Annotated in this window: 17 protein-coding genes; 10 read left to right on the top strand and 7 right to left on the bottom strand. The window is 63.0% G+C overall.

What is annotated here, in order from left to right:
• The first annotated feature begins 49 nt into the window (after positions 1-49).
• Positions 50-649, top strand: coding sequence for a YdeI family protein (locus tag EN804_RS18285; RefSeq protein WP_135920591.1), 600 nt, complete (start codon positions 50-52; stop codon positions 647-649).
• Here EN804_RS18285 and EN804_RS18280 read toward each other — a convergent pair.
• Positions 628-1,599: a LysR family transcriptional regulator gene (locus EN804_RS18280; RefSeq protein ID WP_135920589.1), complete on the bottom strand. Its 972-nt coding sequence runs from the start codon at positions 1,597-1,599 to the stop codon at positions 628-630. The two genes, EN804_RS18285 and EN804_RS18280, sit on opposite strands and share 22 nt — an antisense overlap.
• Before the next feature lie 127 nt (positions 1,600-1,726).
• On the opposite strand from EN804_RS18280, the gene EN804_RS18275 reads away from it, so the two are divergent.
• The 4 genes from EN804_RS18275 to EN804_RS18260 all read left to right on the top strand — a co-directional run bounded on the left by EN804_RS18275 (position 1,727) and on the right by EN804_RS18260 (position 4,585).
• The gene (locus EN804_RS18275; RefSeq protein WP_127277672.1) at positions 1,727-2,206 is read left to right on the top strand and encodes a carboxymuconolactone decarboxylase family protein; all 480 of its coding nucleotides are present in this window, start codon (positions 1,727-1,729) and stop codon (positions 2,204-2,206) included.
• A gap of 66 nt (positions 2,207-2,272) precedes the next feature.
• Positions 2,273-3,049, top strand: a complete 777-nt coding sequence (locus tag EN804_RS18270) for an SDR family oxidoreductase (RefSeq protein ID WP_135920587.1) — start codon at positions 2,273-2,275, stop codon at positions 3,047-3,049.
• Positions 3,050-3,086: 37 nt separating this feature from the next.
• Positions 3,087-3,515, top strand: coding sequence for a cupin domain-containing protein (locus tag EN804_RS18265; protein ID WP_127277671.1), 429 nt, complete (start codon positions 3,087-3,089; stop codon positions 3,513-3,515).
• A 68-nt stretch (positions 3,516-3,583) separates the two neighbouring features.
• On the top strand, positions 3,584-4,585 hold the full coding sequence (locus EN804_RS18260; RefSeq protein WP_135884035.1) for a mechanosensitive ion channel family protein: 1,002 nt from the start codon (positions 3,584-3,586) through the stop codon (positions 4,583-4,585).
• 3 nt (positions 4,586-4,588) lie between these two features.
• Here the strand turns inward: EN804_RS18260 and EN804_RS18255 are convergent, their stop codons facing one another.
• Positions 4,589-5,077: an Rrf2 family transcriptional regulator gene (locus EN804_RS18255; protein WP_127870255.1), complete on the bottom strand. Its 489-nt coding sequence runs from the start codon at positions 5,075-5,077 to the stop codon at positions 4,589-4,591.
• A 341-nt stretch (positions 5,078-5,418) separates the two neighbouring features.
• Between EN804_RS18255 and EN804_RS38040 the strand changes: the two genes are divergently transcribed.
• Together EN804_RS38040 and EN804_RS18250 are read left to right on the top strand one after the other, a co-directional pair.
• On the top strand, positions 5,419-5,637 hold the full coding sequence (locus EN804_RS38040; protein WP_246693447.1) for a hypothetical protein: 219 nt from the start codon (positions 5,419-5,421) through the stop codon (positions 5,635-5,637).
• 6 nt (positions 5,638-5,643) lie between these two features.
• Entirely contained in the window at positions 5,644-6,543 is a 900-nt protein-coding gene (locus EN804_RS18250) for a transporter substrate-binding domain-containing protein (protein ID WP_281404930.1), read from the top strand.
• A 93-nt stretch (positions 6,544-6,636) separates the two neighbouring features.
• Here the strand turns inward: EN804_RS18250 and EN804_RS18245 are convergent, their stop codons facing one another.
• A complete protein-coding gene (locus EN804_RS18245; RefSeq protein ID WP_167531328.1) occupies positions 6,637-6,948 on the bottom strand; it encodes a hypothetical protein in 312 nt (103 codons plus the stop codon).
• A 132-nt stretch (positions 6,949-7,080) separates the two neighbouring features.
• A complete protein-coding gene (locus EN804_RS18240; RefSeq protein ID WP_015316871.1) occupies positions 7,081-7,395 on the bottom strand; it encodes an EthD family reductase in 315 nt (104 codons plus the stop codon).
• Positions 7,396-7,650: 255 nt separating this feature from the next.
• Here EN804_RS18240 and EN804_RS18235 point away from each other — a divergent pair, with 255 nt between their 5' ends.
• Positions 7,651-9,273, top strand: a complete 1,623-nt coding sequence (locus EN804_RS18235) for an ABC-F family ATP-binding cassette domain-containing protein (RefSeq protein ID WP_127870257.1) — start codon at positions 7,651-7,653, stop codon at positions 9,271-9,273.
• 36 nt (positions 9,274-9,309) lie between these two features.
• On the opposite strand, the gene EN804_RS18230 is transcribed toward EN804_RS18235, so the two are convergent.
• Together EN804_RS18230 and EN804_RS18225 are read right to left on the bottom strand one after the other, a co-directional pair.
• Positions 9,310-9,747, bottom strand: coding sequence for a nuclear transport factor 2 family protein (locus EN804_RS18230; protein ID WP_135865979.1), 438 nt, complete (start codon positions 9,745-9,747; stop codon positions 9,310-9,312).
• Between the two features lie 86 nt (positions 9,748-9,833).
• Positions 9,834-10,274: a hypothetical protein gene (locus EN804_RS18225; RefSeq protein WP_127277665.1), complete on the bottom strand. Its 441-nt coding sequence runs from the start codon at positions 10,272-10,274 to the stop codon at positions 9,834-9,836.
• A 326-nt stretch (positions 10,275-10,600) separates the two neighbouring features.
• Here EN804_RS18225 and EN804_RS18220 point away from each other — a divergent pair, with 326 nt between their 5' ends.
• Positions 10,601-10,966, top strand: a complete 366-nt coding sequence (locus tag EN804_RS18220; RefSeq protein ID WP_127277664.1) for a hypothetical protein — start codon at positions 10,601-10,603, stop codon at positions 10,964-10,966.
• 54 nt (positions 10,967-11,020) lie between these two features.
• Here the strand turns inward: EN804_RS18220 and EN804_RS18215 are convergent, their stop codons facing one another.
• Positions 11,021-11,731 carry a hypothetical protein gene (locus EN804_RS18215; RefSeq protein ID WP_135920585.1) on the bottom strand — a complete coding sequence of 237 codons (711 nt, stop codon included), beginning with the start codon at positions 11,729-11,731 and terminating at the stop codon, positions 11,021-11,023.
• A gap of 338 nt (positions 11,732-12,069) precedes the next feature.
• Between EN804_RS18215 and EN804_RS18210 the strand changes: the two genes are divergently transcribed.
• Entirely contained in the window at positions 12,070-13,050 is a 981-nt protein-coding gene (locus tag EN804_RS18210) for a GlxA family transcriptional regulator (RefSeq protein ID WP_127870262.1), read from the top strand.
• Positions 13,051-13,059 lie beyond the last annotated feature (9 nt).

The following is a 13,059-nucleotide window of genomic DNA, read 5'->3' as shown; positions in this document are numbered from 1 at the left end:
ACATGATGTTGATGCAGGCGACAACAATTCTAAACGGGCAGACCCGCTGATGGCGCCGGTCAAGGTCGATCCCGACAAGGTCAGGGAATTCCCCGACGCGGACAGTTTTTACGCCTGGCTCGGCCAGCACCATGCCACGGAAACCGAAGTGTGGATCAAGGTGCACAAGGTGGGGTCGGGACTGAAATCGATCACGCCGAAGGAAGCGATCGACGTCGTGCTGTGCTTCGGCTGGATCGACGCGGTGCGCAAGGGATTGGACGAGAACAGTTTCCTGCAGCGCTACACATCGCGCGGCAAAAAGAGCATCTGGAGCAAGATCAACGTCGACAATGTGGCGCGGCTGGTCGAGGAGGGCCGCATGACCGCGCATGGGCTGAGGGAGGTCGAGGCGGCCAAGGCCGACGGGCGCTGGGCGCGCGCCTATGGCAGCGGCAAGGAGATGAAAATCCCCGACGATCTGCAAGCGGCGATCGACGCCGAGCCGGCGGCGAAGGCGATGCTGGAAAAACTCAGCGCGCAGAACCGCTTCTCGCTTGCCTTCCGCACCCACAACATGAAGACCGAGGCTGGCCGCAAGAAGAAGATCGAGACCTTCGTGGCGATGCTGAAGCGCGGCGAGACGATCTATCCGCAAGGCAAGAAATAGGGGTCCTCGGGCGCGGGAATGCGGGTCGATGGCTCGGGCGGCAAGGGTGCCGACGACGCCATGAAGATATCGCCGCGGACGGCCTGGACAAGAAAGTCGAGGACTGTCGTCACACGCAACGGTATATTCCGGCGGGATGGGTAGACGACGTTGATCGGCAGGCGCGTCGGCGAAAAATCCGGCATCAGCTTGACCAGCCTGCCTGCTTCGATGTCCGCCCCGACCAGAATGTGGGAGAGCACCGCAAGCCCGGCTCCTCCCAGTGTCGCGCGATGAACGGCCATCGAATTGTTGGCGACAAGACGCGGCTCGATGCGCAGGACAACGTCGTCCGCTCCGCCTGAGAACGACCACGAACGGCCGTCGCCGGCACGGCTGTAGCAAATGCAGGCGTGATCCTTGATGTCTTGCGGCGTTCGCGGTGAGTCACGTCCCTTGAGATAGCTTGGCGAGGCCACCAGAAAGGCTGTCGTCCAGCCGATCCGGCGGCACACCAGGCTGCTGTCGCCGGCCGGCCCGAGGCGCACCTCGAGATCGATCGCGTTGGCGATGAGGTCCGAAGGCTCGTCCCGAAAGATCAGCTCGACACCCAGCGCCGGATGGCTCTCCAGCAGCCCCGCGAGGCGGTCGCCGATGAACAGGCCGAGCGGCGTGGGCAGGCTCAGCCGCACTTTTCCGGAGACTGTTGCCGTTTCGGCGCCGCTGGCCTGGCCGAGCGCCTCGACCGCTTCGAGGACGCGCAGCGCCATAGGCAACATCTGTTCACCCTCCGCCGTCAAGGCGAGCGCGCTCGTCGTGCGGTGCAGAAGGCGCGTCTTGAGATGCGCTTCCAGCGCCGAGACCTGCCGCGACACTGCCGGCTGCGTCAGATCGAGGTCGAGCGCAGCCGCCGAGAAGGATTTTGTCTGCGCCACCCGCAGGAACGTTCTCAACGCCGATACGACGTCCATCCTCGCCCTCATACTTTTCGACATAAGCCTTATGTCCGCATCCTAGGCGGATGGCGCTTTACTGTCCAGATATTACGGATATTTATTATCCTTAAGGACATAAGATATCCTCAAAAAAGGAGAGACCATGACACAGCGCCTCAACGCCGCCCAGCAATCGCCTGAACTGTTCAAGAAGCTCCTCGATTTCAGCATGGCCGAGGCACACAGCGCCATCGAGGAGAAGACCCGCGACCTCGTCCACATCAGGGCATCCCAGATCAATGGCTGCGCCTTCTGCCTCGACATGCATGTGAAGGAAGCCACGATCCACGGCGAGAGCGAGTTGCGCCTCCATCATCTCGCCGTCTGGCGGGAATCACCCCTTTTCGTTCCTCGTGAGCGGGCTGCCCTTGCCTGGACCGAAGCCGTCACCAAGCTCGCCGAAGGCGGTATTCCGGACGAACTCTATGAGCGCGTGCGCGGGCAGCTTTCGGAAAAGGAGATCTCCGACCTGACCTTCTCGGTCATGGCCATCAACGCCTGGAACCGTGTCAGCGTCGCCTTCAAAACCGTGCCAGGCTCCGCGGACAAGCTCTACGGCCTCGACAAGGCTGGCCTGAACTAAAACCCTTCCTTTCGGCTGACCATCAATCGACGCGGCGCGAGATCTCGGCCGCAAACGGAGACCATCATGAAAATCGTCATCATCGGAGGCACCGGCCTCATCGGTTCCAAGACCACTGACCGCTTGCGCAAGCAGGGCAGCGAGGTGATCGCCGCCGCGCCGAACACCGGCGTCAACACCATCACCGGCGAAGGCCTGCAGGAGGCACTCGAAGGCGCCGAAGTGGTGATCGACCTCGCCAACTCCCCGTCCTTCGAGGACAAGGCATCGATGGACTTCTTCACCACGTCAGGCCGCAACCTGCTCGCCGCCGGCAAGGCCGCGGGCGTCAGGCACCATATCGCGCTCTCGGTTGTCGGCACCGAACGCCTGCAGGACTGCGGCTATTTCCGCGCCAAGCTCGTCCAGGAAAATCTGATCAAGGCGTCCGGCATTCCCTACACCATCGTTCATTCGACGCAATTCATGGAGTTCCTGGCCGGCATCGCCAAGTCGGGCACGGTCGGCGAGGCCGTGCACCTGTCGCCGGCCTATGTACAGCCCATCGCGTCCGACGACGTCGCCGATGTGATGGCCGGGGTCGCGCTCGCCGCGCCGATCAACGGCATGATCGAGATCTCGGGGCCCGACCGTGTGCGGATGAGCGAACTCGTCGCCCGCTACCTCAAGGCTGTCGGCGATCCTCGCGAGGTCGTGGCCGATCCGGAGGCGCTCTACTTCGGCGCGAGGCTGAACGACACTTCGCTGGTCTCCGACGACAATCCGCGCCTTGGCCACATCACGTTCGAGCAGTGGTTCGCCGCCTCGGCGCGGAAATCACCGCCGGCAAACGCGGCGGCCTAGGCCCGGGATACCGCTCAATGGAAAAAGGAGTTTTCAAATGATCAAGTCAATCGTCGCCGCCCTCGTCGTGACGGCAGCCCTGGCCGGCCCGGCCGGCGCCACGCAAGCCCCTCGCACTGGCGAGAAGGCGGCCAAGGTCACCCTTGTCTATGAGCATGAACTGCCGAATGTTCCGGGCAAGAGCATCAAGGGCATCCTCGTCGAATATGGTCCCGGCGGTTACTCGCCGGCGCATACCCATCCGAGTTCGGCCTTCATCTATGCGACGGTTCTGGAAGGCTCGATCCGCAGCCAGGTCAATGACGACCCGGCCAAGGTCTACAAGGCCGGCGAGAGCTTTTCGGAGATGCCGGGCGATCGCCACAGCGTGAGCGAGAACGGCAGCAAGACGAAACCCGCAAAGCTGCTGGCTGTCTTCGTGGTCGATACCGCGCAGAAGGAACTGACCTATCCGGTCAAGAAGTAGGCGCAAGCGGCCGGACGCCATTCCTGGCGGCCGGCCCTGCCAGCAAATTCAATCCTGTCGGAGGACCCATGTTCGGCGATCATCTGGCTCTGGTCCTGATCAACCTTCTGGGGCTCGTCGGCATTGCCGTGTGGTATTTCCAGGGCCGTGGGCGGCCCATGGCGCGCCTGATCGTCCAGATCCTGTTCTTCGCCGGCATGACGGCGGTGCTCGGCTTCAGCGATATCCTGCCGCATTGGATGGGCGAGGCGGATCTACAAGGCTCCGGCGCATATCTGGCGAAGTCGGCGCGCGTCCTCTGGTGGACGCATCTTGCCTGGACGCTTGTCGGCTTTGTGCGCCTTTACATCGTTCTGGAGCACCGACCGCAAGAGGCGCGCCTGCTCCAGGACCTTGTCGTCGCCGCCATCTATCTCGGCGTGGCGCTGTCGATAACAGGCTTCGTCTTTGGCGCTCCCATCGGAACGCTGGCGGCAACGTCGGGCGTGGTTGCGATCATTGTCGGGCTTGCGCTGCAGAATACGCTTGGCGACGTCTTCTCCGGTATTGCGCTGACGCTGGGCCGACCCTTCACGCTCGGCGACTGGATCATGCTGAGCGACGGCACGGAAGGACGTGTCGTCGAGACAACTTGGCGTTCCACGCATCTGCTTACGGGTGCGAACAATATCGTCGTCCTGCCAAACAGTGTGTTGGCGAAGCTGAGCCTGACCAATCTCAGCCGTCCCGACGAGAGGCAGCAATTGACCCTGGCCGTGCGGCTTGCGGCCACGCACGCGCCGCACGTCATCGAGGAGGCCATGCATGCGGCTCTGCGGAACTGCCAACGGATCGTCAAGGAGCCGGCACCGCTTGTCGCGCTCAAGGAGATCGACGCGGCGGCCATCGGGATGGACCTGCTTTTTTGCGTCGCCGGTCCGGGCGACCGGTTGCTTGCGAGGAACGAGGTGATCGACCTTGTCCATCGTCATTGCGAGGCGAACGGCCTGTCGCTTGCGATGTCGCCCCAAAGCTACGCTATCATGCTGCCGGCGAGGGCGGGCCAGCCGCAGGCAAGGATCATGCGTTAATGCTCACCCGGCGCGCTCCAGCACCCATTCGAAGCTGTTTTTCCAGAGCTCCGCCGGAATCTCCTGCGCCAGCGCTTCGGTGAGGTCGGAAAGCCTGACACCGCGCAATTTTGCCCGCCAGGCTTCGTCAGCTTCCCACATGATGCGCGACACCGCGCAAGGGCCGCTTTCACAATAGCCCTGAGGGCGGCACGGGTTGTTTGCACGGATGTTGCTGCACACAAACGTACGCGCCTTGCCCTCCACCGCCTCCACGATGTCCAGGAAGGTCAGTTCGGCCGGTGTCCGTGCCAGCCGGTATCCACCCGAAGGGCCGAGCGTGGTATGAACGAGGCCTGCCTGCGACAGGCTTTGCAACGCCTTGGAAAGATATTCCTTGGGAAGGCCGTGGAATTCGGCAAGCGCCTTTGTGGAGAGATAGCGTCCCTCGGGCAGACCGGCGAGAATGGCGCAGCAGTGCAGTGCCCATTCGACTTGGCTTTTCAGGATCATCCACGGGTTCCGGGTCGATGCCGACCAACTCTATTAAGGATATGAAATATCCCTATTCTGCCATGGTGTAAACAGACAGGTTCTGGTGGGAGGGTTCAGCCGTTGTCGTCCCAAGGCGGCTTGTTGGTGCGATAGGCGCAACGGCGCTATCCCGGGGGCTGGAAGTACAGGGCCTAGGCGCCGGAATGCGGGTCGATGCCGTAGGGATGGACGGGGTAGCCGGGTCCGTTCGCGCATCGTCTCCCGCTGACATGGCGGGTGGACGAAGGGCGGCATGGCGGCTACCTTTTCGAGCCCGCGATCAGATCGCGCGGCGCAACGGGTCGCCGGGAGTTGTGCTGTTGAGAAGTGTTGCTTCGTGGCTGATGGCGCTGATCATCATGGCCGTGGCCGCGAGTGTCGGGGCGGGCGCCGCCGTCGCCCAGACACAAACGCCCGCCGACCTGCCTTTGCCGTCGGACGTGGCATCGAAGGACATATCGGTCGGAATGAAGGTCGCGCCGCCCTTCGCCTTCAAGCTGCAGGACGGCACCTGGTCCGGATTGAGCATCGACCTCTAGCAGAAAATAGCCGGGCGGCTCAACCTGCGCTTCCACTATGTCGAAGTGCCTGGCGTGCAGGACCAGATCGATGGCGTTGTCGGCGGCAAGTTCGATGTGGCGATGGCCGCGATCACGGTCACGGCCGACCGCGAAAAGACTGTCGACTTCACGCAGCCCTTTTTCACGACCGGGCTCGGCATCGCCACACCGCTCAACAGCCAGCCGTCGTGGCGGCCGATTTTGCGCGCGCTGACCTCGTTCGGCTTCCTGCAGGCGGTGCTGGCGCTGATCATCATCTCGGTCGTGGTCGGCGTGCTGATCTGGATGTTCGAACGCCGCCACAATGACGATTTCGGCGGCGGCGTCGCCAAGGGCCTGTTTTCCAGCATGTGGTGGTCGACGATTGCCGCGACCCAGGCCAGCACCGGCGATTTCGGTCCGCGAACCGTGCCGGGACGCGTGCTCGCCGCGCTCTGGATGATGGGATCGATCATCGCCATCGCGGTGTTCACCGCGGGCGTCACATCGGTGCTGACCGTGACGCAGATGGAAGGCATGGTGCAGGGCGAAAGCGACCTCGGCACGGTCAGGGTCGGCGCCGTGCGGAATTCCTCGACCGCGTCCTATCTGGATTCGACCCATATCCGGCATCAGGACTTTGCCACCGTCCAGCAGGGCCTGGACACGCTGCGCGCCGGCAAGATCGATGCGCTGGTCCACGACAAGCCGCTGCTTGGCTGGCTGGTCGGACAGAACTATGGCGCGAGCCTGCAGGTCCTCGACGCGACGTTCGACCAGCAGCAATATGCCATCGCACTGCCGCTCGGCCGCCGGCTGCGCAAGCCGCTCGATGTCGCCCTGCTGCAAACCTTGGAAAGCGACTGGTGGAAACAGGCCGTCTTCCATTATCTGGGCGAGAAATAGGCTGTCGGCATGAGAAGGGCGGACCGCTCGCGGCATTGCGCGCAAGAAAAGCCGCCCTTTTTTAAGACTGGTTTTCTGGGATGATGGCTGCCGTCACTGGTTGAGGTCGACCGGTGTCACACCAAGCAGCTTCAGGGCGTTGGCGTAAGTCCGGATCCCTTGCGCCTGCTTGCTCTCGGCACAGAACCGGTTCGCCCTGTCCTGCAGTGCCGTCGCCTGCGCGATCTGGCTCGCACTGGCGCCGGGTTCGGCCTTGGTCCGGATGGCGCCGTCGAGCTGAAGACCGAGCCGGCTGCAATATTCGCTGCGGGTGACCGCCGCCTCCGCGCCCGACTGCGCGACGGCAAGCATGGCAAGCGACATGCCTGTCAGGGCACCCATCCATCCGGCCGAACGTCGTTGCATTGCAGGCGAGATCCCGTTGCGTTGTCTGGCGGCCGCAGCCCGGCCGCCACTGGATGGTTATCGCAGACGATCTTTTCGCCAGTTTTTCCCGGATGTTGAATCTTGTTTCTGAAGTGTGTCTGGAGGCCGGGTTCACACTTCGTCGGCGTCGAACAGCAGCATCGTCAGATCGTCGTCGCCTGGGGCCAAAATCCGCCGGTCGGCGGCACAGGCAACGCCGACTTCGCTGGCGAACGCGGCCCGGATGTCGTCGAGACTGTCGAAATACAATGTCCCCACCAGATACGGCATCTCGCCCGCCGAAAGCTTGACGATCGGCCGCCTGCTGACATCGTAGCGCCGCAGGCCGGGAAGCTTTTTGGCCAGCGGTATATGAACGTCGAAATAGTGCCGGTCGAAGGCGGCCGGATCGGCCGGGGTTTTGTAGATCACGAGCATCTTGGCCATTGCCATGGTCCTGTCCTGTTGGCGTTGCTGGTCGGGCCGTGCGGGCCGCCGCGCCAAAGTCGTTCGACGAAGGTGGATTTCGACAAGCGAATGATTTTTGCCTGCGCGGCTGGAAAGCCGACCTTGGGCGGCCTATCGGCGCGCCCCCGTTCGCGCATACCCGCTGCGGCGCTTCTGCCTCTTCCCCCGGCACCGTCATTCGCGTAAGGGCGCGGGCAAATCCCTTCCATTCGGCTTGAGCCTCCCGGAACTATCATGATCAGACTTGAAAATATCGGCAAGCAGAATGGCCGTCAGCTTGTCTTCATCGAGGCGTCGGCCTCGCTGCAGAAGGGCGAGAAGATCGGCCTTGTCGGGCCCAACGGCGCCGGCAAGACGACTTTGTTTCGCATGATCACCGGCCAGGAGCAGCCCGACGAGGGCCAGGTGCAGGTCGATCGCGGCGTCACCATCGGCTATTTCAGCCAGGATGTCGGCGACATGGCGGGCCACAGCGCGGTGGCCGAGGTGATGAACGGCGCCGGACCGGTGAGCGAGGTGGCGGCCGAGATGGCGGAGCTCGAGGCCGCGATGGCCGATCCCGACCAGGCCGACCGGATGGACGAGATCATCGAAAAATATGGCGAGGCGCAGCACCGCTTCGAGGAGCTCGACGGCTATGCGCTCGACGGACGCGCGCGCGAAGTGCTCGACGGTCTCGGCTTTTCCCAGGAGATGATGGACGGCGATGTCGGCAAGCTGTCGGGCGGCTGGAAGATGCGCGTGGCGCTGGCCCGCATCCTTTTGATGCGGCCCGACGTCATGCTGCTCGACGAGCCGTCGAACCATCTCGACCTGGAAAGCCTGATCTGGCTTGAGCAGTTTTTGAAGGGCTATGACGGCGCGCTGCTGATGACCTCGCACGACCGCGAGTTCATGAACCGCATCGTCAACAAGATCGTCGAGATCGATGCCGGGTCGCTCACCGCCTATTCCGGCAATTATGAATTCTACCAGCAGCAGCGGGCGATCGCCGACAAGCAGCAGCAGGCGCAGTTCGAGCGCCAGCAAGCCATGCTGGCCAAGGAGATCGCCTTCATCGAGCGCTTCAAGGCGCGCGCTTCCCATGCCGCGCAGGTGCAGAGCCGGGTGAAGAAGCTCGACAAGATCGACCGCGTCGAGCCGCCCAAGCGCCGCCAGGTGGTGAATTTCGAGTTCCAGCCGGCGCCGCGCTGCGGCGAGGATGTCGTGACCTTGAAGAACGTGCACAAGGCCTATGGCAGCCGCACCATCTATGAAGGGCTCGATTTTCAGGTCCGCCGCCGCGAACGCTGGTGCATCATGGGGGTCAACGGCGCGGGGAAATCGACGCTGTTGAAGCTGGTGGCCGGCGCCTCCGACCCCGACACCGGCACGGTGGCGCGGGGGCCGAGCGTGAAAATGGGCTATTTCGCCCAGCACGCCATGGAGTTGCTCGAAGGCGAGCGCACCGTGTTCCAGACGCTGGAAGACAATTTTCCGCAGGCCGGCCAGGCGCCGCTACGGGCACTTGCCGGCTGTTTCGGCTTTTCCGGCGACGAGATCGAGAAGAAATGCCGGGTGCTGTCGGGCGGCGAGAAGGCGCGGCTGGTGATGGCGCTGATGCTGTTCGACCCGCCCAACCTGCTGGTGCTGGACGAGCCGACCAACCACCTCGACATCACCACCAAGCAGATGCTGATCGAGGCGCTGTCGCAGTATGAAGGTACGATGCTGTTCGTCTCGCACGACCGGCACTTCTTGGCCGCCCTGTCGAACCGCGTGCTGGAGCTGACGCCCGAAGGCATCCACACCTATGGCGGCGGCTACACCGAATATGTCGAGCGCACCGGACAGGAAGCGCCGGGCCTGCGGAGCTGAGCGGGTTGGGGCGGGCGCCGTTCTCCGAAACGGGGCCTAAAGCAGTCCGTGTTTCCTGAATTCGGCCTGCTCGTCCCCGCTGATCCAGCCGAACACCTTGAGCTTGCCGTCACGCCTTTCCAGGAGATAACTGACCTCGAAATCAATGGTAATGAGCGCCGCCTTCTTGTTCTGGTACTCTCCGGCCCATTGCACCTTTGCCACGCAGTGGTCTCGATCGATCGGCGTCACGGACACGTCCTTGCACGTCATCTTCCTGGCGCCGATTGTCCTGTAGCCCTCGAAGCCCTTCTTCATGATTTCGATCAGTTGCTTGCCGTTTTCGCCGGCCATGACCGCGCCAGGGGTGACGGAGATGAAGGCGGACGAATAGATGTCGGCGACATCCTTCAAATCGGCTTCGGGCAACAGCGCGTCATTGTAGAATTCCGCATAGGCCGCGAAGAATTTCGCGACCTCGGTTTCGGCGATCATCGTCTTGCTCTCCCCTGAACCGCCGGTTCGCTGTTTCACAAAAACGGTGAACAGCTCGACGCAATTCCGGACGGGAAAGGACGCTCCTATCTCAGCGAGATGGCCAGCCCGCTCAGGTCGGCGTTGACCTGCAGGCCCACCTGTTTGCCCGTGAGTTGGAGCTGGGCGCCCTTGTCGTTTGTCATCACGATCACCTGGGCGCCTTTGCCGAGCGTGCCGCCGCCGCCGGCCGCGCCGTAGACGCCGGTCACGTCCCGCGCGCGCCTGATGTGGCGCACGGTGCCGCGGAAATAGGTCTTGGAGACGCCGAAGGCGAGGCCGCCCGAGACGCCGCCGATCGAGATGGGATAGCTTTTACCATGGAAGGTGAACGTCCCTTCGCCACCGGAGCCGCCGACGAAGAACGCCGCCTTGTAGACGGAGAAACGGATCGTGCCGCTGTCGGCATGCGCGGCGCTGGCCAAGCTGACGCCCACGGTGGCGATGGCGGCAACGGCGATTGAACGAAATCCGGATGAAATTTTCATGACGAGAGCTCCTCAAAGATCGCCGCTTATCCATCGGCCTGGTACGACGCATATCAAAGTCTTAGCAGAACAGTCTTGCCCCGGCTTTGGTTCCAAGCACAACTTTTCGTTTCGATCCAATCGCGGCTTTTGGACGACTGACGACGGATGACCGTTTCTGGCGCAAACCAGACATCGTGTCCGAACACATTTTCGCTATCGACACACAGCGGTCGATTTTCGTAAAGGGCGAATGGCGGTGTTGGCCGGCGACCTGCCCATCGGGCCATGTCCTTGTGGGGTGGGAGTTCCGTGTGCTGTCCACAAAGGTTGGGAAAGGCTTCGGGATGAGAATTGCGATGGGGCTTGCAATGTCCGCGTTAGCCGCGACGATGGCTGGATGCGCGACCTCTCCGGTCGACTATGGAGCCTCGCTTTCGCAGCAGGACCAGAAATGGGCGACGCCGCAATGCCAGCAAGCCCGGGCGGCGGCTTCGGACTACGCGGTCCGCGAAAAAACGCATCCGGGCTGGGAATTCGTCGCCCTTGGCCCCTATGGATTGGGAATCATAGCGGCCACCAAGGAGCAGGAGCAGAAGCAGCGAAAGCGGCTCGCCCGCGACGTGCATCTGCAATGTTCGAGCCTGCCGCTGCCGCAGGAATTGCAGGGCGACCTGGGGCCTGCCGGCCCAGACAAGGCGAAATATCCATAACCGGGAACGAGTGCGGATACGATCCTCGACGGAAAATCGTTACGTTTTCCTGCGCTAGTGCAGCAGTCCTTCCGCCTCGAACGTGTCCCAGCCTTCGAGCTTTGGCGCATCGTCAGAGCCCGAATTTCTGGTCTTGCGGGCGTTGCCCGACCGCTTGCCGGCTCGCGTCAGTGCGGCCTTGCCGGCGGCGCGCCGTCTGTTCTCGGACGCTTCCTTCGCATCTTCCTCCCGCCAGGCGGTCGCCAGGTCACGGTCGAGAACGTCCTCGATGTGCCGTGGATCGAAGACGTGGAAGGTCACGGCCTTGGATCGCCCGCGCATCTTCACGGTGCGCGTGCCGATGCTTTTCAGGCGACCATCCCTGAGCCATTTGTGGCGCTCGCGTGAGGAAATGGTGAGAATGTCCTCGGCCTCGCGCGGCAGCACGGCCAGCGCTTCGATCCCTTCCAGTGTCCTGGCAATGGTTGCCGAGGCGGCCCGAAACGCATCCGCGTCGGCTTGCACCATGCGCAACACGATGCGGCCTGTCTCGGCCTTGGCGAATTTCCTCACCGTCCAAGGCAGCCTGGCCCGAACCTCGCGTTCGATCCCCTTCAAGCGCATGGAGGACCCCAGTGTCGCCGACGGCGGGAGCGGCCATTCGGCGACCATTGACGCGGTACCCGTGCCTTGCTCGGATGCGCGACCAGCGTTCGTCGCGATTGCCGCCGCGATGCCGCTCAGGATGTTCCGCAGGGGGCCGCGCTGCTTGGCTGCAGTTTTCATGTCTCATTTTCGCTCATCAGATGCCTGCCGTGGAACGATCATTCGCACAACAGACAACCGAAATCAGGCTCAATCAGTTCCCTGGCCATGCGCATTCCCGAGGCGCTGATCACACTTCTCCTCGTCCCATCGACGCCCGATCGACCCTTGGAATGCACTTGGTCCGAGTCGGCGGGCGATCCTATTAACTTGAGGCGGTGTGTTGAGGGAGGGCGCCCTGGACTGCGCGGCCAGCGATAAGCAAGAAATCCGGTGCCGCTTTTGGCAAACACATCGTCCGCTGTTCCAGGATAATGTGCTGGCTGAATAAGCTTGAGACAAGACGGTTTCGAACAACAATGGCCAGGCGGTTTGCGTTTCTCTTGGTTCGCGACTTCACCCTGTCGCCGCTGTCGCTGTTCATCGACACGCTGCGGCTGGCGGGCGACGAAGGTGACCGCAGCCGCAGGATAGAGTTCGACTGGGAGATCGTCGGCGAACGCGGCCTGCCGATCCGGGCGAGTTGCGGCGTCGAATTGCTGCCGACCGGGGGGATCGGCAATCCGGAGGACTTCGACAATGTCGTCGTGGTCGGCGGGCTGCTCGACACCAACCGCAGCCTGAGTTCCGAGAAGGAGGCGTTCCTGTTGCGGGCCGCCGGCAAGGGGGTGCCCCTGACGGCGCTCTGCACGGGCAGCTTCGTGCTCGCGCGCTACGGCCTGCTCGATGGCTATAGCGCCGCCGTCAGCTGGTTCCACATCAAGGATTTCCGCAGCCGGTTCCCGGAGGTGAACGCTCATGCCGACAGCCTGTTTACCGTCGACCGGGGCCGCTCGACATGCGCCGGTGGCACCGGCGCCGCCGACCTTGCCGGCCACTTCGTGTCCCAGTTCATCGGCCAGAAGGCGGCTGAAAAGGCCGCCAAGATCCTCGTCCTCGACCGGATCAGAAGCAGCAGGGACGTGCAGCCCGTGGGCGACCTGTTTCCTGGTGCGTCGAGCCGGGCGGTGAAACGCGCTTTGCTGTTGATGGAGAGCAACCTCCAGGAGACGCTGTCGGTCGCCGAGATCGCAAGCCGCCTGAACTGCTCGCGGCGCCAGCTCGAACGGCTCTTCGGATCGGAACTGGGCATCGGCCCAATGGCCGCCTATCTGGCGCTCAGGGTGCATCATGCGAAGTCGCTGCTGGAAGGCAGCGACCTGCAGATCGGCGACATCGCCTACCGCTGCGGCTTCACCAATGCCGGCCATTTCAGCCGCGTGTTCCGCCAGCAGACCGGCATCACGCCAACGCATCTCAGGCATCCAAACCGCATGCCGGGCGGAGCCATGATACAATGAAGTCCGCAA

Origin of the sequence: Mesorhizobium sp. M8A.F.Ca.ET.161.01.1.1 (genome assembly GCF_004792105.1) — a bacterium.
Lineage (GTDB): Bacteria > Pseudomonadota > Alphaproteobacteria > Rhizobiales > Rhizobiaceae > Mesorhizobium.
This window is presented reverse-complemented; position numbering and strand designations above follow the sequence as displayed.